Source organism: Zhongshania sp., assembly GCF_041623545.1.
Taxonomy (GTDB): domain Bacteria; phylum Pseudomonadota; class Gammaproteobacteria; order Pseudomonadales; family Spongiibacteraceae; genus Spongiibacter.
This window is the reverse complement of record NZ_JBFJWS010000001.1, coordinates 96,408-116,656: the sequence shown is the minus strand read 5'-3', so window position 1 is coordinate 116,656 and position 20,249 is coordinate 96,408. Positions and strand designations below refer to the sequence as shown.

20 protein-coding genes are annotated in these 20,249 nt (G+C 50.9%); 16 read left to right on the top strand and 4 right to left on the bottom strand.

Features of this window, described 5'->3' with window-relative positions:
• Positions 1–12 precede the first annotated feature (12 nt).
• Entirely contained in the window at positions 13–3,735 is a 3,723-nt protein-coding gene (locus tag ABYT30_RS00500; RefSeq protein ID WP_373078217.1) for a translocation/assembly module TamB domain-containing protein, read from the bottom strand.
• The gene (locus ABYT30_RS00495; protein WP_373078215.1) at positions 3,732–5,588 is read right to left on the bottom strand and encodes an autotransporter assembly complex family protein; all 1,857 of its coding nucleotides are present in this window, start codon (positions 5,586–5,588) and stop codon (positions 3,732–3,734) included. The genes ABYT30_RS00500 and ABYT30_RS00495 overlap by 4 nt, the downstream gene beginning before the upstream one ends.
• Before the next feature lie 241 nt (positions 5,589–5,829).
• Between ABYT30_RS00495 and ABYT30_RS00490 the strand changes: the two genes are divergently transcribed.
• A complete protein-coding gene (locus ABYT30_RS00490; RefSeq protein ID WP_373078212.1) occupies positions 5,830–7,104 on the top strand; it encodes an MFS transporter in 1,275 nt (424 codons plus the stop codon).
• Between the two features lie 234 nt (positions 7,105–7,338).
• Complete coding sequence (locus tag ABYT30_RS00485) at positions 7,339–7,806, top strand: PleD family two-component system response regulator (RefSeq protein WP_373078210.1); 468 nt, start codon at positions 7,339–7,341, stop codon at positions 7,804–7,806.
• Between the two features lie 80 nt (positions 7,807–7,886).
• Here ABYT30_RS00485 and ABYT30_RS00480 read toward each other — a convergent pair whose 3' ends face one another.
• The gene (locus ABYT30_RS00480) at positions 7,887–8,552 is read right to left on the bottom strand and encodes a nitroreductase (protein ID WP_373078209.1); all 666 of its coding nucleotides are present in this window, start codon (positions 8,550–8,552) and stop codon (positions 7,887–7,889) included.
• Between the two features lie 180 nt (positions 8,553–8,732).
• On the bottom strand, positions 8,733–9,713 hold the full coding sequence (locus ABYT30_RS00475; protein ID WP_373078208.1) for a malate dehydrogenase: 981 nt from the start codon (positions 9,711–9,713) through the stop codon (positions 8,733–8,735).
• A gap of 297 nt (positions 9,714–10,010) precedes the next feature.
• On the opposite strand from ABYT30_RS00475, the gene ttcA reads away from it, so the two are divergent.
• The 14 genes from ttcA (at position 10,011) to ccmD (ending at position 20,231) form a co-directional block, all read left to right on the top strand.
• A complete protein-coding gene (ttcA, locus tag ABYT30_RS00470; RefSeq protein WP_373094850.1) occupies positions 10,011–10,904 on the top strand; it encodes a tRNA 2-thiocytidine(32) synthetase TtcA in 894 nt (297 codons plus the stop codon).
• A gap of 234 nt (positions 10,905–11,138) precedes the next feature.
• Positions 11,139–11,807: a hypothetical protein gene (locus tag ABYT30_RS00465; RefSeq protein WP_373078559.1), complete on the top strand. Its 669-nt coding sequence runs from the start codon at positions 11,139–11,141 to the stop codon at positions 11,805–11,807.
• A 53-nt stretch (positions 11,808–11,860) separates the two neighbouring features.
• A complete protein-coding gene (locus ABYT30_RS00460; protein WP_373078557.1) occupies positions 11,861–12,862 on the top strand; it encodes a flagellar motor switch protein FliG in 1,002 nt (333 codons plus the stop codon).
• Positions 12,863–12,924: 62 nt separating this feature from the next.
• A complete protein-coding gene (locus ABYT30_RS00455) occupies positions 12,925–13,266 on the top strand; it encodes an Hpt domain-containing protein (protein ID WP_373078555.1) in 342 nt (113 codons plus the stop codon).
• A 185-nt stretch (positions 13,267–13,451) separates the two neighbouring features.
• The gene (fliM, locus tag ABYT30_RS00450) at positions 13,452–14,399 is read left to right on the top strand and encodes a flagellar motor switch protein FliM (protein WP_373078553.1); all 948 of its coding nucleotides are present in this window, start codon (positions 13,452–13,454) and stop codon (positions 14,397–14,399) included.
• Positions 14,400–14,440: 41 nt separating this feature from the next.
• Complete coding sequence (gene fliN, locus ABYT30_RS00445; RefSeq protein ID WP_373094848.1) at positions 14,441–14,872, top strand: flagellar motor switch protein FliN; 432 nt, start codon at positions 14,441–14,443, stop codon at positions 14,870–14,872.
• A gap of 13 nt (positions 14,873–14,885) precedes the next feature.
• Positions 14,886–15,443, top strand: coding sequence for a hypothetical protein (locus tag ABYT30_RS00440; protein WP_373078548.1), 558 nt, complete (start codon positions 14,886–14,888; stop codon positions 15,441–15,443).
• Positions 15,440–16,288, top strand: a complete 849-nt coding sequence (locus ABYT30_RS00435; protein ID WP_373078546.1) for a MinD/ParA family protein — start codon at positions 15,440–15,442, stop codon at positions 16,286–16,288. The genes ABYT30_RS00440 and ABYT30_RS00435 overlap by 4 nt, the downstream gene beginning before the upstream one ends.
• A 91-nt stretch (positions 16,289–16,379) precedes the next feature.
• Positions 16,380–16,754 carry a response regulator gene (locus ABYT30_RS00430; protein WP_373078568.1) on the top strand — a complete coding sequence of 125 codons (375 nt, stop codon included), beginning with the start codon at positions 16,380–16,382 and terminating at the stop codon, positions 16,752–16,754.
• A 129-nt stretch (positions 16,755–16,883) separates the two neighbouring features.
• Positions 16,884–17,738, top strand: coding sequence for an Hpt domain-containing protein (locus tag ABYT30_RS00425; RefSeq protein ID WP_373078543.1), 855 nt, complete (start codon positions 16,884–16,886; stop codon positions 17,736–17,738).
• 152 nt (positions 17,739–17,890) lie between these two features.
• Positions 17,891–18,520 carry a cytochrome c biogenesis heme-transporting ATPase CcmA gene (gene ccmA / locus ABYT30_RS00420; protein ID WP_373078540.1) on the top strand — a complete coding sequence of 210 codons (630 nt, stop codon included), beginning with the start codon at positions 17,891–17,893 and terminating at the stop codon, positions 18,518–18,520.
• Positions 18,520–19,197, top strand: coding sequence for a heme exporter protein CcmB (gene ccmB, locus ABYT30_RS00415; protein WP_373078537.1), 678 nt, complete (start codon positions 18,520–18,522; stop codon positions 19,195–19,197). The genes ccmA and ccmB overlap by 1 nt, the downstream gene beginning before the upstream one ends.
• Positions 19,198–19,285: 88 nt before the next feature.
• Positions 19,286–20,053 carry a heme ABC transporter permease gene (locus ABYT30_RS00410; RefSeq protein ID WP_373078565.1) on the top strand — a complete coding sequence of 256 codons (768 nt, stop codon included), beginning with the start codon at positions 19,286–19,288 and terminating at the stop codon, positions 20,051–20,053.
• Positions 20,043–20,231, top strand: a complete 189-nt coding sequence (ccmD, locus tag ABYT30_RS00405; protein WP_373078535.1) for a heme exporter protein CcmD — start codon at positions 20,043–20,045, stop codon at positions 20,229–20,231. Before ABYT30_RS00410 ends, ccmD begins: the two co-directional genes overlap by 11 nt.
• Positions 20,232–20,249: the final 18 nt, after the last annotated feature.

The window sequence follows — 20,249 nt, the reverse complement described above, 5'->3', positions numbered from 1 at the left end:
TTTAAATTAGGCTCAATTTTTACCGTGTTCCACGCGGTACAACAGATCGATACTTTGGGTTTCACCTGACTGCGCTTTTAGGCCTAAGGATTTACTCAAAGTATAGTCTAGCTGGATACTGCCAGCGGGGGTGAATAGATTTTGTACATAGCTTATAAAGATACTTGGCGTTAGGTATTTGCCTACCACCAGAGAGCTTTCTTCATAGCTGTCACCGCCTTGTAAATTCAATACATCCATACCGAATGTGCTTTGCAGGGTATTCGTAATGCCTTTACTTTGGGATATACCGAGAGAGGTTGCGGCATTCATGACCTGGTTGGCATCAGATTGGCTCATTGCGCCCGGCACTTTGCCGGTGATTAACATGGAGATGACGTCGGTTGGTGGCATGGCTGGGTCAGAGAATAAATCACTGCGAATATCCTGAGCGAAGCCACCAATATTGATGCCAACTTGATAGCTTTCTACTTCGCGTATTGCCGTTATATTCAAACCAGGATTATCAAGAGGCCCTTGGAATAGCAACAGCCCACGTTGAATGCTCAGGTCTTGGCCGTAGGCTTTGTACACACCGTCATACAATGACAGACTGCCAAAGGCTTGTACCGCAGATTGGGGTTTTTGTGCTATTCGGAGTCTGCCGCCAAGGCGAGTACTGAGACCGTAGCCGGAGAACTGAAAACTGTCATCGAGGGTGACGGTAATTTGGGTGTCAATTGGCCTGCTTGCACTACTCGTTGGCGAATGTTGGCTGCTAATGATGACTTCATCAGCGGACACCGAACTGGCCTGTGCGGGCAGGGATTTCAAGGTGAAGTTACCCTTGGGTATGGCTAAGCTGCCGCGAATTTTAATGAGCTCGGCGGCGAGGCTGACGTTGATATTTGGCGAAATAAGGACGTTTGCATCGGCAAGGTCGACAGCGGTGAAGTTTTCGCCACTAATGTCAATGTCGCCGATTGGTCCGCTACTTGGGGAAAAAGCACCTTGGCCAAGGAGCTTGAGACGGCCAGCACCCGAAGTGATGCCCGCATCTAACTGCCAGTCGCCGGCATTCGCCAGGTGCAGGGTAGCACTGCCGGAGTGGAGGGCGAGGCCAATGGCGGGTAATTGCATATTGAGCTTGTCTACGCTGACGTCTCCGACAAAGGCGGGTGAGCCCAGCGTGCCGTTAATGACAAGCTCGGTAGCAAGGGTGGCATCGAGCTTTTCTAGCTCCGGAAAAAAACCACCGAGCCACAGCAAATTGTCAAACTGGCTGCTTACGGAGCCATTTATTGTACTGTCGGGCTCCAGTCCGCCGGTATCGAGCTTGCCGCTCATGGTACCTACTTCGGCGATATTAAACTCTATATGACTGCTTATTTTATTGTCTTCAAGCGTCGCGCCGAGGCTCAGATTGCCGTGATGCTCAAGTAGGTCTTCATCAATTCCGGCTTGGTAGCGAATCACTATTGGCTCAGCGTGCAGCGCAAACTGGCCAGTTAGCTGATCGAGGCGGCCTCCAACATTGAATTCGCTATCGACCTTACCCTGCAACGACGAACCTGGCGGAAGGCTTGCACTGAGCCGGTCTAGCGACAGATTGTTCAGGCTACCATCGAGTTTAATGGCCTTGTTCAATAGCGCGAAGGTGCTACACAAGCTTGCTGGAACGCCTTCTTGTTCTTGAACTAAACAAAAGCTTTCGAGCTGTACTTCAGTTGCTGATAACGTTAATGAACTAGGCCGCGGTGATTGCCACGGACCTAATTGGGGGTGGTGCAGTGCAAGGCTTTTTATCTGGCCACGCCATGCGGTGGCTTTGCTTTGTTTTGTGGTTTGACCAAGCCCGCCCGCGAGGTGTAGTTCAAGTTGCTGGTCGCGGTCACTTATATTGAGGGCGAATGTGTGGCTGTCGAGATCGCCGTTACCAAGCAAGGCAATTTTAGCGTCATTGAGCGGCCCGGCATTCAGTTTTGTGGCAGTAATGTTCAGTGCGAAGCTTTGGTCCGCTTTTAAATGTATGGCTAAGTCGGCAAGGCCAATTGTGTAGCCTTGGTACTGGACTTTGTTTGCCCTGACGGTGGCATTGATCTGCGGTGTGTTAATAGCTTGGTTGTTTAGCGGGCCTAGGAGCAAGGCCAAGGGACCGCCCCGTAAACTGCCTTTACTTACGATGGCGCCGCTTAGCTCCGGGAGAATTTGACCGAGGTCTTGCGCGTTTATCTGCCAGTCCAGTGAACTTGTTTTGGCTAGGCGACCATGTAATTGAACTTGGTTGTCGCCTAAACTTAGATTAAGTTGTTTAAACTCTTGGCTTTGCTCATCGACTTGAATCACGCCACTTCCTGAGAGAGGCCTGCCTAAAAAATTGCCATTTAGGGCGGCGATGTCGAGGCTGGTCTTATAGTGTTCGGCCTGCCACTGGCCACGACTGCTCAGTTTTGCGGATACCTGTGCAGGCCAATCGGGAATAAACGGGCTGCTATCAATATTGCTAGCTTCGATACCAAGTTGCCAATTAAGCGCTTGTCTCGAGTTTGCGGGGGAGTTGTCGAGAAAATAATTGGCATTGACCTTGCCTGCTACAGCCAAGTCGCCCGCGGATGTTTCCGCGGTGAGTTTGGCAATGGCAATGTTAAGTTCATTGCCACTGAGTCGAGTGCTGATATGTAAGGGCCGCTTAAATAGTGTACTTAGTATATTGGCGATATCTGTGGTCTGCTTGTCTGCGACAGTAGTGGTGATTTGCGCGACCTTTTTCGCACTAGCTGCTGGCGCCACGGGCATTTCAATGGCGCTGATTGTGCTGTCTAAATTGAGTTTGTATTCCTGCCAGCGGCCTTCAATGTTAAGGCTGCCAGTACTCGTTAGCGGTAAAATAGTGGTGTTTAAGGCCGTCGTCTTGAAGTTCTGCCACCGGTTTTTCAGATCTAGGTGAATTTCTTTGTAGTCAATACTCATGCGCTGAGCATTGTAAGGGAGGCTAATTTCCGCCTGAGAATCGAGCTGAGCGGGCTGTATTAAGCGATGTTGCAGTTGCAGCTTGCGGAGATCGCCGCTGAGTTGAGCCTGGCCACTTAGTCGGCCAATATCTTCTAAGGATGTTGCCCAGTCTACGTTTAAGTTCATTGGGTAGGGGGGGGCATTGTTTATTTTAGCGCTTAAATTTAGCTGCTGAGTGCTTGTTTGAATGTTTAGGGTTTTAATTTTACTGCGAGTTAAGCCGAGTGCGGCGCTGAGGTGTATACGATCAATTTTTTGAACACTCTCTCCCTGAATACTGTCGCCCTGAATTAACATGACTCGGGTAATCGTCACGTCGTCAATTGTAACGGGCATCGGTAAACCCAAACTGGGCCAGGGGCCGGGACTACTTGTGGGCTGGGCTGGGTGCGGCGACTCGTCAGGGCTAATTCTTACCGTTAGCTCGGTAAAGTGGAGCTTATTGATGGACAAGCTGCCGCTCAGCATGCCCCATAAATTCCAGCTACTGTCTAACTCACCGAGTTGAATATCAATTCCGTCTAAAGGTAGATGCAATCCTTCGAGCTGAATTCCACGCGCTAAACTACCGCTATAGGCAGTGAATTTAGCCTCTGGCGACAGCATTGCGAGGCCACGGTGTAAAAGCCAGTCGCTGCCACGCTGAGTGTCTAATATTAGGTGAATACTGGCGACGCATAAAACAGCGAGACCAAATAATGCGAGGAGTGTGCGTAATGCGTAGCGACCGATTGTGGCGATCATAAATCCGGCCCCATCGATAAATGGAAGTGGAAACCACCGTCTTTAAGAGGAAATGCAAAGTCGACTCGTACCGGACCAATGGGTGATAACCAGCGTAGGCCAACGCCGGCGCTTTCATAAAAAGTGAAGTCGCTGGTGTTAAAGGCATTGCCCGCGTCATAAAACGTCGCAAGGGCAAAGTCGCCCCAGACACGGTGATCGTACTCGATACTGCCGGTGAGGCGATGACTGCCGCCAACGACTTTACCCTCAGCGTCTTCGGGCCCGAGGGTCTCATAGCCAAAGCCCCGCACACTATTATCGCCGCCGGCAAAAAAGCGCAGCGATGCAGGTAGCTCTGAAAAGTCATCGAGCGCGGTGATACCTAGGCCGCCGCGGCTGATAAAGCGGCCACCCCATAGTGGTAAAATCCATTTTGTGTCGAACTCGGCCTGAGCCAGACTGACATCGGAAACCACCCCTTTGAGTGCAGCGCGTAAGGAAGTATTAATTCGCCAGCCCCGGCTTGGGTAACGGCGGTCATTGGCTTCACTGCGTGACCAACCAATGCCGGGCATGAGCAGGGTTGATGTGTTGCTCAGCTCGGCTATATCGTAATTTTCGCGGAGGAATTTGAGGCTAAGGGTTTGGATCCAATTATGGTTTTGCAGTGATATTTGGGCGACTTCAGCGCGGTAACTGGTGCTGTCTGAGGTATCGGTATTCTTGCGTTCAACACCAGTGGCCCACTGTAGTTTGTCGGTCAGGGGCTTGCGACCGGGCACGGTGTATTGAAAACTAAGATTGGATAAGACGGGTGAATACTGGCTCGCTATTTGGTAAGTGTGGCCGTCGTCATTAACCCGCCTATTGCGAAGTCCATAGCTAACTCGGGGCCCGGTATCGGTGGAGGCCCCTATGCCCGCAGTGGTTTCGTATTTCCGTTTTTCCACGGTAGCGATATTAATGCCAACGCTGTGGGTTACTGGCTCTGGGCTTTGCTGGTCGATGTTGACGGATGAGAAGTAATTACTGCTGATTAAATTGTTTTGCAGTTGAACAATTTTGGTCGACTCGAAGGCATCTCCTGATTTAAAGGGGAGGTAGCGCTCCAAAAACGTTGTTTTGAGTAGTGACGGTGCAAACTCGATATCCCCGAAGGTATAGGGACTGCCACTATCAAACACCAAAATGATGGCGGCGCTGTGCTGGTCTAGGTCGACTTCGAGGCGGTGCTCCACGAACTGTCCGTCGAGATAGCCAGCGTTCCGCGCGCGCTGGTTGATCGTCTTTTTGGTTTCTTCGTAAAGTTCATGCTGAACAGGATCGTCGACCGCAATCGGCAATTTTCCGAGGTACTGGGTGAAGAGTGGGTCGTTTGCGCCGGCGCCGGTGATTCTAACATCGACACGTTTGATCAAGGTTTGTGGGCCGGGCGTTAATTCGAGTGTCAGTAGCCAGCACTCATCGGGTTTTGATTTGCTTTTATTTGACGAGCCGTTGCCTATTTTTTTTACTGCAGTAGTGAGCGGGTTACTTTTTAGGAGTTTGGGCTTTATTTGCGCGTGCTCGCGACGCATGACCCATGTGCCGTGGTAATAGCCAAGGGCCCGCATGGCCTTGGAAATTTTCTCGTCGCTGCCCCGCAGGCGGCTGCGCACTCTCGCTTCGGTGCTATTGCAGGGGATATCGTCTAGATCGAGATGGGCACGAATATTCTTTTGCAATTCGCTTTTGCCGCCATCAATCTCCAAGCTAGCGAAATCAGCTGCCCAGCTGGGGGTAGCCAAAAACAGGCCGCAGAGCACGGCCAGAATAAAACGGCTGCTTTGCTTTTGGGCTAACAATGAGTTGGAAAGCAAAGCTTTAAGCATAAATCCAGATATTGCTTGTTATGTAAATGCCCGAATATGCCGGGGTGAATTGTGATGTAAATAGCGGTTCTAACACCATGTGGCGTATTTTAGCTTGCCATGAGGGTTTGTGATACGTACGAGCTAAATTTTAGATTTAACAGGGCTTAGTTTAGTACAATAAGCTGCATGTGCATGCTCCAGTGTAGTGAGTTTTTGGCTTGGCCGATATTGCAGCGCCAGCCCCCGAGATGGACGATTCATGAGACGCTTATTATTGCCCCTGACGGCGCTGTTGTTATCTGACGCGTTACTGTTACTTGCTCACGGCATGATGCTTACACTGCTGCCGTTGCGAGCCGAAATTGAGCAGTTTAGTCCAACGGAAATAGGCTTCACTGCGTCCTGTTATTTTGTTGGCTTTGTCGTTAGTAGCCTAGTTACGCCTCATATTGTTCGTCGCGTTGGTCATATTCGCAGCTTTGCGGTTCTGGGTTCAGTATTCTCTGCGATTGTATTTTTATTCCACGCCATGCCAATTTTTGAGGTGTGGCTAGTGCTGCGTTTTGTGTTGGGTTTTTGTATCTCTGGTTTATACATGGTCATAGAGAGCTGGCTTAATGATCGTGCTACCCGTGAAACGCGCGGCACCTTATTGTCGACCTACACTGTGATCAATTTAAGTATGATTATTTTGGGCCAGCAAATGATCAACTTTGCGGCGCCATCGGGACCAGTATTGTTTGGTCTTGCGGGGGTGCTGTTGTCGTTGGCGATTGTGCCAGTGTCACTGACTTTGACCTTAGCGCCAGCGCCGATGCAAGTGGTGAGGCTAGACTTTAAACGCTTGTGGCAGCTGTCTCATGTTGGCATGGAAGGCGCGGTGTGCAGCGGTTTGATTACTGGCGCGTTTTGGGCATTGGGGCCGGTGTATGCTCGAGGATTAGGTTTAGACACCAGCCAGTTAACACTCTTCATGAGTGGTGCGGTATTGGGCGGGGCTTTATTCCAGTTACCGCTGGGGCGGTTGTCTGATCATTATGATCGACGTTTAGTGTTGTTTTTTACCAGCATTTTTGGAGCTGTGGTATCACTGGTCTTGGCATTTATTCCCGCAAGCGGAACTGGCTTGCTCATCCTCGCGGTACTGTGGGGCGCTGCGGCAATGACAATGTACTCAATTTGTTTGGCTCACACGTCAGACAATGCTGAGCCCAGCGATTTTGTATTAATTGGTAGCGGGATATTGTTTATCTTCGGTGTTAGCTCCGCACTGGGGGCACCACTGGCTTCGCTATTCATGACGCTGCTTGGCCCGCCAGGTTTGTTCGTGTTTTCCGCACTTAGCCTCCTTGGCTTTACCCTTGGTATTGCGATTCGTCGCGAATCCCATACCCTGCCAATTGTCGACGAAACCGAACCCTTCCAGCTGGTATCAGTGACCTCACCGGTTATTTTTGAGCTAGACCCCCGCATGGAGGAAGACGCTCTAGCGGACGCTGGTGGTGATATGCCGCCAGATGGGCCAATAAATTAGCGTAGTTACTTCTCGTCGCTGGGTTTTATGGGTGGGGGGGTATCGCCGATATGCTCAGATCACTTTGCAAATTGCAACGCGACTTAAGAAAAATAGGCGTTGCTTTTGCGTTTATATTATTAATATTTTAATTAGTTTAATAAAAACAATGTGTTATAGGTTTTTAAATATTCGGCGTAGTCGGTATGTGATTTGCAATATTGCTATTATCAATGCGTAAGTGGAGTAGCAACTATGACAAATTTATCCGAAGGTGGGCTTGACCCGATCGTGCGCGTTCTCGTAGTGGAAGATAATCGTGTGGAGCGGACACGCTTACAGGCTGTATTACAATCAATGGGTATGCAAGCCATACTCGCCGAAAATGCGGATGAAGCGGTGCGGTTCTTAAAAAAGCACAAAGTCGATATCGTGCTCAGTGACTGGTTAATGCCGGGTATGACAGGCTTGGAGTTTTGCCAGCGCCTGGCCGGTGATGAGGATTTGGGGAACCCCTATTTCATCATGCTAACTGGCCGCAATGCGTCGGTTGATTTGATTGCGGCGATGGACGCCGGTGCCGATGACTATATTGCAAAGCCTGCTTGGCGTGAAGAGCTACGTGTTCGCTTACAGGCGGGTGTTCGCTCCCTTAGTCGCTCGCGGGAGCACCGCGTTTTGCCATCCTCACCTGGACTTATCAGTGTTAACGCGAAGGCTTAAGTTAACACTGATCGCCACTGCCTAGATGGCGGTTAAGTTGTTTGTGGTCGGTGCCCGCTTAATACAATGACTCGCTTTTTTTAAGCGATAAACTGCACAGTGTCAGCCAGTGGCGCTCGATCCATGATTACATTGTTAATTTGCGCGCCAACTTCCTCGTAACCAAAAGATAAACCGCAGATAATGCCATTCCCCTCGGGGATGTTGGCAATTTTCTTCACTTCATCTGGGTAAAATGCCAGTGCGCCCTGGGGGCAGCTAGCCAGGCCATGCTCCACAAGGACAAGCATCAGTGTTTGCAAATAAATACCGATATCAACCGCATTGACCGGCCCCATGCTGGTCGGCATGGAAATGAAGGCGACATGGGGTGCGCCAAAGAACTCCCAGTTTTTCATCATAAGTGCAAAGCGCTTGTCTTTTTCATGCCGTTCAATGCCCATCGTTCCGTAATAGCCAAAGGCGCATTGATATTGGCGGTCTTTGTAGTCGCCAGTGAGGTTTTGATCGCCGGGTGGAAAGGCTGGCGAGGGCGTCTTTCCTGCGCTCATTTCAGCGAAGATTGCTTTTTGCAAATCTGCCCGCGCCTGTCCAGAAACTACCACGGTGTGCCATGGCTGAGTGTTGCAATTGGACGGCGCGAGGCTGGCAGTGGTGAATATTTTCTCGAGTAGCTCGGGTGCGACCGGATCTGGTTTAAAGCCGCGAATGGAGCGGCGGGCGGCGATGGCATCTGAGACATTCATGGTGTTTATCCTGTGTTACTGAGCAAATAGTGAAAGTTTTCACTGAAAACAAGCGAGCTAAGATAAGGTATTTTGGTGTAGCTGTCACCGCCGTTTTGTTTAAGAGAGACAGCAGTACTTATTCTTGAAATATAAAAAAGGCGACCATAAGGTCGCCTTTTGGAGCTTACTTTTTATAGCTTAAGGCAGTAGGTGCTTTACGCCGTCGCGCTCTTCAGCCAACTCTTGTTCAGTGGCTTGCATTTTAGCGCGGCTGAAATCATTGACTTCAACGCCTTGCACAATTTCCCACTCGCCGTTTTTGCAGCGGCAAGGGAAGGAGTAGATCAGGCCTTCGGCAATGCCGTAGCTGCCGTCACTGTAAACGCCCATAGATACCCAGTCGTCGCCTTCAGTGCCGAGTGCCCAGCTGCGCACGTGACCGATTGCAGCGTTAGCCGCAGAAGCAGCAGAAGAAGCGCCACGTGCTTTTATGATGGCTGCGCCGCGCTGCTGTACAGTCGGGATGAAGTCGCCTTCGAGCCATGCTTGATCAATCAAGTCACTTGCCTTTTGGCCGGAAACCTTAGCATTGAACAGGTCTGGGTACTGAGTCGCCGAGTGGTTACCCCAAATAGTCATATTGGTCACGTCGTTCACAGTTTTGCCGGTTTTGATGGCAATCTGAGTCATGGCGCGGTTGTGATCCAAGCGGGTCATCGCAGTGAAGTTGCGCGGGCTGATAGACGGCGCATTGCGCTGAGCGATCAGGGCGTTAGTGTTAGCTGGGTTGCCAACAACCAATACTTTGATGTTTTTGCTAGCGTTCTGGTCAATGGCCTTGCCTTGAACAGAGAAGATTGCCGCGTTTGCTTCCAGCAGATCTTTGCGTTCCATACCTGGGCCACGTGGGCGTGCGCCAACGAGCAGGGCGTAGTCGGCATCTTTAAAACCAACGTTTGGATCGTCAGTGCATACCACACCGGCGAGCAGTGGGAATGCACAGTCTTCAAGCTCCATACGCACGCCTTGCAGGGCGTCCATGGCTGGAGTGATGTCTAGCAGGTGCAGAATGACGGGCTGATCGTCGCCCAACATAGCGCCAGAAGCGATACGGAAAAGAAGAGCGTAGCCAATTTGGCCGGCTGCACCGGTAACGGTGACGCGAACTGGTTGTTTCATTGGGCGATTCCCTTTCTGAATGAGTGGCTGATTTGTGAGCGGGTGCGATCGGATGTGGATTACACAGTCCGACATGCACCCGTGCCGGGGTCTGGCCGTGTCCAATACACCTCGTGCCAGCAGATTTTGGCGCGCTAATGATAGTCATCTCGGCCGAGGATTGCCAGTGCCGCTGGCCTTGGACGGCAAAAACGCGCGATTCTTTGCTTCGGGAGTGATTAGATTGCTTACTTTGTAGCCGCATTATTGGCGTTTCTATATAATGCGCAGCCCCAGACTTTGATTGATTTGTGTGCTATGTCCAGTTTGCCCAAGCTCGAATTTAACAAACTCCAGAAACGTTTGCGCCGGCACGCCGGTCAGGCGATTGAAGATTATAAAATGATCGAGGAGGGTGACCGAGTAATGGTGTGCCTGTCTGGCGGTAAAGACAGTTATACCATGCTGGATATCTTAATGAACCTGCAAAAGAGCGCGCCGGTTAAGTTTGAACTGATCGCGGTTAATATGGATCAGAAGCAGCCGGGCTACCCAGAGCATATTCTGCCGGAATACCTAGAAACACTGGGAATTGAATATTACATTGTCAATAAAGACACCTATTCGATTGTTAAGCAAAAGATTCCCGAGGGGAAAACCACCTGTGGCCTGTGTTCGCGGCTGCGGCGGGGTACTTTGTATGCATTTGCAGAAGAGATTGGCGCAACTAAAATTGCACTGGGTCACCACAAAGACGATATTGTGCAAACCCTGTTCTTAAATATGTTTTACGGCTCGCGGTTGTCCGGTATGCCACCAAAGTTACTGTCTGACGACAAGCGCAATATTGTCATACGACCGCTGGCTTACTGTCGTGAGTCGGATATCGAAGCTTTCTCCCAATACAAAGAGTTTCCCATTATTCCTTGCAACTTATGTGGTTCGCAGGAGAATTTGCAGCGTCAGAATATTCGGAAAATGCTGCTGGACTGGGAAAAAGCCGATGGCAGCCGCATTGAGAAAATTTTCTCGTCTATGCAAAATATTGCGCCATCACAAATGGCAGATACCGAATTATTCGATTTCGCCAGTCTCACCATTGACCGGTCGGGGGAGCGCAAAGAATATGGTTTTGACTCGAGTCAGACCATTGATTCTGGCGGCGTGCCGCTGTCGTCAAGAAGTGATTATATTGAGATCACTCAGCTTTAGTTGGCCTAATGGCTAGTGCTGAGTGTTAAGGTCGCGCTCACTATCGCCAATGGGCTCTGATGCTGGCCCAATTCCTGCTCTATTTACACTTAATGAGTTCGCTGAGCGGTTTAGCTCGGCATTTACTTTCGTTTGTCAAAAAATTGACGGCTTGAAAGTCTGCTTTTTTACTGGCTTTGTAGCTTTGTCATAAATTTGACGCTGATGTGTGGAAGAGACGGAGTCGATTACGCTGTGCTTGAGAAAAGCCTGCTTGAAAAATTAATGCCACTCGCGCTTTTACTCTTGTTGCTTTGCGGCGCAGGATTAGTGGCGCAGGCAACGTGGCAGTTGACCAAGGGAAAAGACGTTCGCCCGCCTTCGGAGGAGGGGCCGCTCACTGATGAACTAAGTCAACGCGAAATGCATCTTCAGCGGCAAGCACTGCACTTGGCTGAGACCATGGTTGTGCGGACAGATCTTCGTCTTGCAGTGACTATCGATGACACCAAACCCGGCGCTAGACAGATTACACTGCTGGTTCATCGCCAGAATGCGGACCCCATTCTCGAACAAAAATTGCGGGAAGTCATTTGGTCCGGCCTTGCGCTGCGTAAAGATCGCGGCGATCGCATTGTTATCCAGTTTCACGAATTTGCGGCTACTCACTCAGGAGGCCCCGAGGGCGAGCAGCTGCCGACTCTAAGCTTCGCTGGATGGCGCGCTGCCGCAGGTGTTGGTTTGGTGTTGCTGGTGTTATTGGCGTTGTGGTTGCAGCAGCGGCGGCAAAATCGCGATTCTATAAAGTCGCAGGAAATAAATGATTATCAAGAACAACTGCTGGCGCTTAAAGAGATTGCTCAGCAGGAGCCAGCGCGCGTCGCTGGGGTATTAAGTGCTTGGTTAAATGATGAGCGTCATTGATATGGATGCAAATTTGTTTGACCTTGAGCGCAGTGAGGAAAGGGAGCGCGGTTATGACAAATGACGTTGGCGCAACCTTGTCTAATACTGAGCAGGCTGCAGCGTTGCTCATGTCACTGGATAAGGCGGATGCTGCGGCGGTAATGCGAGCAATGCCGCCGCGGGATTTGCATCGCATTGCGACTGCCATGACAGTGATAGCAGCACCTAATAACGCAGATTTTTTGGGCGTCCTACGTCGTTTTCACGCTGATGTTAAGGGGTTCTCTGGGGTGAAGTCCGGCGCCAGTGACGCGGTGCAGAGTCTGCTTGAGGATGCCTTGGGGGAAGATCACGCTAAGCTAGTGAGTGACCGCCTGGCATTTCATGGTCAGGCAAAGCATATCGCAAAACTAAAATGGCTCGACGCGCCGACGATTGCCGGTATTATTCGCCGTGAACACCCGCAGATTCAAGCTGTCGTGATTGCCTGCTTGGAATCGGTGTTGGCGAGCGAGGTTATACTTGAGTTTGACGAGCCTAAGCGGGTTGATATTTTGGCGCGGCTATCAAATCTTCGATCGCTTACACCCGCAGCACTTGATGAGCTGGATTGGCTGTTGGAGCAGTATTTTAATGATCTCGGTCGTCCGGTTGGCAGGGCGTTGCAGGGCGATTTTATGGCTGCTAATTTATTAAACGAAATGGACGTTGGCACTGAAAGCGCGCTTTTAAATGGCCTGCGTGCGGCACAGCCAGAAAGCGCGGCGCGGGTTGAAGAGTTGATGTTTGGCTTTTCGCAAATTAGCAATATGGCCGCGCGTGACATCAAATTACTACTGGCGCAGCTCGCGCCTGAAGTGCTGGCACCTGCGCTGCGGGGCAGCGATGCGGTGGTGCGGACGCAGTTGCTTGGAAATTTATCGGCAGAGAAGTTGGCGGCCGTTAATGGGCTCGGTTCGCGATTTACTCCAGCGGAAATTGATTCTGCCCGCGTTGAGATTGTTAGTATTGCGAAACAGATGGCTGCGGTTGGTGAAATAATACTCGATGCGCGTAAAATAGACGTGTTTTAACGTTTTTGAATTTAAAGATTGTTAGCCCTTGGTGGGCAGATTAATGCATGGATGGCGTAAGTATGAAAGCTCTTGATTTAGAACTGTTAGAGGAATTGCGGGAGTTTATGGACGCCGATGTCAATATTCTGATTAGCGAGTTTGAAGTTGATACCCGCGAGCGGCTTATCCAGGTGGAGCAAGCTATTGAAAATCGCGATGCAGAAACCTTGCGGCAGACAGCCCATAGTCTAAAGGGTGGTGCGGCAACGTTGGGTGCGGTTAGTCTATCCCAGCAATTTCGCGGCTTGGAACTACGGGGTAGGGATGCCAGTTTTAGCGGGATCGAGCAAGATTTTGGGAACACTCAACGCAGTTTTGAGGAAGCCATGACCTCCCTTCACCAGTGGCTGGGCCAGTTTTAGCAGCAGATTGAGTAAATCGAGCACGTTTTTAGTCTCCCTACTTAAGGCCTTCTTTTATTGAGCGTCAATTTATTGACACTTATTGATTTATGTAAGCCATTGATTTATAACGTAAAATAATTGGCTTATCCCTTGCATTCTTTAGTGCTGAAGTCCTAATTCAACACTGATTGGTGTGTCTCCGTATGGTTAAAGATTTACTGTCCCAAGCCGAGATCGATGCCTTGCTCGCCAATGTGCAAGCGCAGGATCATCGTGCGGAGAATATTGAGACGCCACCACGCGCTTTTGATTTGGCGAGCCGCCGACAGCCCAAGAAGCGACGCCTACCCGGTTTAGAGCAAGTTAATAAGCGTTTTGCTGAGCGCTTCCGCGATAGTATTTCAGACGTTTTGGGGCAGGGCGTGGATGTCGTTGCACTGGATTTGCAGTTTTTACCCTATAGTGAATATCTGCATTCCCTCTATGTTCCCACAAGTTTAAACCTGATGCGTGTTCACCCGCTTAAGGGCGCGGCTATGCTGGTGTTTGATGCGCGGCTAGTGTTTAGATTGGTTGATATGTTCTTTGGTGGGAGCGGTGCGCAGGGCAGTGCCGATGGTCGCGATTTTAGCCCAGTTGAGCGTCGCGTTCTTGGACGTTTGGTGCAGCGTGCCCTCGGTGATTACCAGCAGGCTTGGACCTTGGTCAGCGAAGTGGCCTGCGAAGGTATCGCAATGGAGGTCAACCCTGCGATGGCCGCTATTGCCGGTCCGGCGGAAACCGTTATCCTGTGCCGGTTTCAAATTGAACTTGAGGGCGGAGGTGGTGGCGAGTTTCATATTACCCTGCCGCAATTGATGTTAGAGCCTGTGAAGGAGCGGCTTAGCAAGCATGAGAGCGCTGACCAGGCGGTCGAAGACCCGCTGTGGCAAGCGGCGCTGCGTGATTCCTTAATGGACTTGCGGGTGGCGACTCGTTGTACTATTGCTGAGCCCGTGTTGAGTTTGCGGGAGGTGGCCAGTATGAAAGTTGGCGATATTATCCCCTTGGGCGCGGGTCAGCGCTCAATATTAAAGGCCGGCGGTATTGCTATGGCGTCGGCAAGTTTAGGTGTCGCCAATGGCCAGCTGGCCCTTAGAATTATTGAATGAAGCGCTGCGGTTAATGAATAGCGCGGCGGGAGATGTGGTCTATGGATAATCAGGAAGAGCTGCGACGTCAGCGTCGTGCCCTTAAAGAAGAGATAGAGGCTGCTGATAATGGGGTTGCTGGGGTGTCAGGCAAGTCGCGGGGCGGTGACGGGTTTCAAAGTGCTGGCGCCTTTCAGGAAGCTGGCGTGCGGCTCCGAGACCGCAAACCGGCCGCACCTGATTTGGAGATGGTGCTAGATATTCCTGTGCGTATAACCCTTGAGGTTGGTGGCGCCGATATGCCAATTAGAGAGTTGCTGCAACTGCACCAAGGCGCAATCGTGGAGTTGGACCGACAGGCTGGCGAACCCCTCGATGTGTTGGTCAATGGCACCCTCGTTGCGCGCGGCGAAGTCGTGGTGGTCGAAGATAAGCTCGGAATTAGATTGACTGAAGTGGTTAGTCCAGCCGAACGCCTTCAGTCTTTGCGATGATCAGGAATATTCAATGAAGCACCGCCTTATCTTTCTCAGCAATACCCCGGCTAAGCTTAAGGAGGTTGCTGAATTACTTGACCAGCCCCACTTAACGGGCTGGCGTTGGTGTGTGGTGAGCAAACATACCGCCGACGTGCAGCGTTTGGGGGTGCCGGTGGCGTCAGTGGCGCTGCTCAGTAATTTATATGGCCGCGCTTGGCGGGGTGGCTTCTGGGGCTTTTTACTAGGCTGTTTATTAGTGATGGTCTTTAGCTCGGTATTTGCTTTGGAGGAGGGCTTGGCGCGCTCAATTCTGTATTATTCGCTGCCATTGAGCTTTCTTTTTTTTGGCACTTGGGAGGGCGGGTTTGTAGGCCTCACTGAAGACAATCCGGATTTAATGCACTTCCAATCCTATGTGGATGCTGGTCGCCTTGTGGTTCTTGTTGATGTCCATGCCATCGATCAGCGTTTGGTTAAAAAGATAATGGCCATGTGCAATGTGCGACAAATTGGTGACTATACCCGGCTTTTGCCAGGAATGCCGTGGCGGATTAATAGTGTTGTCAATGAAGAGGTGGCGGGGTGAGCCGTCGCCCAGTGCAAGTGATTGCCGTGAGCGGGGGCAAGGGCGGCGTCGGCAAAACCAATGTCTCGATCAACCTAGGTGTTGCACTGGCCGAAGCCGGTAAAAGAGTTGTTATATTGGATGCCGACTTTGGCTTGGCGAATATCGATGTGCTACTGGGCTTGCAAAGTACCAAAACCATTGAAGATGTCCTTGCTGGCGATTGTTCTTTGCAAGAGGTGATGTTGACGGGCCCAGCGGGCATTAAAATTATCCCTGCGTCATCCGGCACTAGACGCTTAACGATGTTGTCTAGCCTTGAACACGCGGGATTGATCGGGGCGTTTAGTGAGATTGCTGACCAGCTAGATGTTTTGATTGTCGATACGGCTGCAGGTATTTCTGATTCGGTGGTTAATTTTGTTAGCGCCGCCCACGAAGTGTTATTGGTCGTCTGCAATGAGCCGAGTTCGATAACTGATGCCTACGCCATGATCAAACTATTAAGCCGAGATTTTGCCCGCAGCCGCTTTCGGATTATTGCCAATATGGTGGCTAATGACGCGGAAGGGCGGCAGTTATTTGCAACCTTAAATAATGTGTGTCGGCAGTTTATTGATGTATCGTTGATTTACACAGGGGCGATCCCCTTTGATCAAAATTTGCGAGATGCAGTGCGCCAACGGCGCCCTGTTATTGTGAATGCACCAAGTAGTGTCTCGGCCCGCGCTTTGCGCGAGATAAGTCAAAATGTTCTAGCCTGGCCACTGCCGACGCGGTTAGAGGGGCATTTGATGTTTTTTATTGAGCAATTAATGACCTTAGACAGCGCTCGTCGCGGTACAGTAGCGCCCGCCCATGAGTGATAATTACGATAAGTTGTCATCGCCAAGTCCCTTTGATCACAACCAAGCGGCCAGTGATCCGGTGTCTTCTGGCTCAGGTCTGCGCAGCGAGATGCGAATTCTGGTCGTTGAAGACTTTTCGACTATGCGCCGTATAATTCGTAATCTCCTTGGCGATTTGGGTTACCACTATATTAGTGAAGCCGACGATGGTTTGGCAGCGCTGCCCATGTTGCACAACCAGCATTTTGATTTTGTTATCACCGATTTATTAATGCCCCATATGTCGGGCTTAGAGCTGTTGCGGGCAATCCGTGCAGATCGTCGGCTCTGTCATATTCCGGTACTAATGATTACCGCTGATGCCCATCGCGAACAAATTATTGAGGCCGCTGAGGCTGGCGTGAACGGTTATATTGTCAAGCCGTTCACTGCGGCAATGCTAGAAAGCAAAATATTGCGGATTTTTGCGCGAGTTGGCGGTTAATCAATGCAATGGGGCGCTTAATTTGCTGGATTGTGATCAGTCCTACAGTCGGTGTTGGCTAAATTGGTGATAATGAAATTATGTATTGGTGTCCCGCTCGCCTAGCAGCGGGCCTTAAGTGAGTTGTGTGTGAATAAGACCGAACATGAAGGCATTATGGCGATTTTTTTGGCGGAAGCTGAAGAGATCGTCCAGCGTTTATCTGAACAATTGACCGAATTGCAGTATGGCTATGACGGTCAGCGCATCCTTGATGATATTCATCGTGGTTTCCATACCTTATATGGCGGCGCAGCGGTACTTGAGCTGGCGGAGCTGGTTGAGTGTGCACAACTTTCTGAGCGCTTAATGGAGCGGCTGCGCACTCGGCGCCTAGCGTTAAACCCCGGCGCGGTTTCACTTATTTTAAGCGCTGTTGCTGCCATCGAGGTGATGCTCGCGCGGCGAATAAATCATCAGACACCGGAAACTGTGAACCATGATTTAAAGCAGCGCCTAATTAGGGCGGCTGACGGCAGCGATAAAGCGGCAAACACGGTGGTATCAGCGAGCGCCGATGCCGATCCTATGGGCTTGTTTTTTGATGGTCGTCTAGCGCCGCGCAAGGTCGATGCCGCGGCTAATATGCCATCTGACGCCGCTGCGCAAATTACCGACGACGAATTTGAAAATTTACTCGATCGCCTCTACGGGGAGGGCCGCGGGCCTACTTCTCGTAAAGCTAAGTCCTCAAGCGGTGAGGCTGCGGCTGATGTTGCTCTTGAGACACTGGCACGGCCGCAGCAACAAAGCGCTATTGCGGAGGTTGCGGCGGATAACACCGGTATCAGTCATCTGGTTCAAGAGCTTTGTTGGGTGCGTAATCGCTTATTGCGTTTTCAGGGGCTTGAACAAAAGACCGAACTTGATAAGGCGCTGGCCTATCTTGATTTGGTTACGCAGGATATGGAAGCATGGTTGCAGGATAGGGCCAATACTCCGTAATACTGAGAAAACCAAATACTGCCCTCGTCTGCCAGAAAAGTGATTTGCGCGACGCCAATCCTGTTTGGACACTAAATTCCGCTCGGCTTCGTATATACTTGCAGCGTTTTGATTAATGCTGAGGCCCGCTATGGCCTGCTACGGGAGTAATTTTGGCACAGACAGGGCTGGAGGTTAGGCAACTCTATAGTGAACGCGACGATCGCGTTCTGTTTGCTGACCTGTGTTTTACCCTTAATGCTGGCGATGTACTGCAAATTGCTGGGCCAAATGGCAGCGGTAAAACCAGCTTGCTGCGCATTTTGGCAGGACTGTCGAGCCGCTATCAAGGTGACATTCTTTGGCACGAGCATTCCCTTGCTCAACAGCGTGCTGACTACCTTCAACAGTTGCTGTATATCGGTCACGGCGCGGGCATCAAGGCGACATTAAGCCCTTTGGAAAACTTGCGCTGGTCCTGCGCCCTGCGTGGCTTAGCCGCGGATGATCAGAAAATTCTAGCGGCGTTGGCCAAAGTGGGTCTCGCAGGGTTTGAGCGGCAAGCTTGTTACAGTCTATCGGCTGGGCAGCAGCGCAGGGTGAATCTCGCTCGGTTGTTTTGTATTCCCGCGCAGCTGTGGATCTTAGATGAACCCTTTACGGCAATTGATCAGCGCGGTGTTGCTGAAATTGAAGAGTGGATTAGCGATTTTGCCGATGATGGTGGCGCGGTTTTGCTAACGACCCATCATCGCCTCGCCATTAGTCGCCCACTTCGTGTTATCGAACTGGGGGTGGCTTGATGACATTATTTAGCCTGGCTTGGGCGGTGTTGCGAAGAGATTTATTGGCAGCCGCGCGCCGGGGCAGCGAGTGGTCAAATCCACTGGTGTTTTTTATTATGGTCTGCGCCTTGTTTCCTCTTGGAATTGGCCCCCAGCCCCAGCGTTTGGCGGAATTGGCCCCGGGGATATTGTGGGTGGTCGCTCTGTTAGCGTCACTACTTGCTAGTGATACCGTGTTTCGTAGTGATTACGACGACGCCACACTTGAGCAGATGCTGCTTAGCCACCAAGCACTCTACCCCCAAGTGATAGCTAAAACCTTAGCGCACTGGCTTTTAAGTGGTTTACCCTTAAGTTTACTTTCGCCTTTATTAGGGGTGTTACTGCATTTGCCCACCACTGGCATGGTGGCGTTAATGCTCAGTTTGGCACTCGGCAGTGCGGTATTAAGTTTTATTGGCGCTATCGGTGCGGCGCTAACAGTTGGCTTACGTAAAGGCGGTTTGTTGTTGTCATTGATTATTTTGCCCCTGTATATTCCGGTGCTGATCTTTGGCAGTAGTGCGGTCAAACAAGCGGTAGAGGGTGCCCCGTTTCTACCTCAGCTCGCGATGCTAGGCGTATTTTTTCTCGTGTCACTGGCGTTGGCGCCATTGGCAATAGGCGGCGCTTTGCGTATTAGCGTAGATCAGTAGTGGCGCATTGTATCTGGTATACTGCCGCGCGGTGTTTATTCGTATAACACCCATTCGGCTTGAGTGAAAAGAGAGAATAGTTTTGTCAATTTGGACTACGTTTCACAAATGGGGCTCACCGCGCTGGTTTTATCAGTTCAGTGGTCGTTTGCTTCCGTGGCTTGGCGCCATGGCGACGCTATTGCTCGTCGGCGGCGCGGTATGGGGCTTGGCCTTAGTTCCTCCTGATTATAAACAGGGCAATAGCTTTCGTATTATTTACGTCCATGTTCCCGCCTCGGCTGTCGCCATGGGGGCATATATGGTGATGGCATTTGCCGGCGCCATCCACTTGATTTGGCGAATGAAGCTGGCGGCAATGGTGATGAAAGCCATTGCGCCGATTGGGGCATCATTAACTTTTCTCGCGCTGGTGACTGGGGCCGTGTGGGGGAAGCCAACTTGGGGGACATGGTGGGTATGGGATGCTCGCATCACCTCAGTATTGATTTTGTTCTTTTTGTACTTGGGTGTCATTGCGTTGCACCAGGCTTTTGAAAATCGCGAGGCCGCGGCTAAAGCCTGTGCGGTTTTGGTCATTGTTGGCGCAGTAAATATCCCCATCATATATTGGTCAGTAGAATGGTGGTATAGCCTTCATCAGCCCGCCAGTATTCGCTTTGTCGGCGAGTCTACTATTCACCCCACAATGTTGCGGCCGCTAATGGCGACCATGTCCGGTATGTATTTGTTTTTTGCATGGGCCATGTTGCTGTTTACCCGGGCCGAGATTCTCGATCGCGAGCGCAATACTCGTTGGGTTCAAGACCTTGTCATTGGCGGCGACAAATCAGCGGAGAGCACTAATGTACTTTGAGTCCTTTGGCGCACTACTTGCGATGGAAGGCCACGGTCCCTACGTGTGGTTTTGCTATGGCATAACAAGCTTAGTGATAGGCGCAATATTATTTGACGCCCGTCGCCGCCGGCGCAGTGCAGAGCAAATGGTGCGCACGGTGATCCGCCGTAAACAGGCTAGCCTCGGTAAAGAGTGAAAGGTAGAGAGTAAAAAA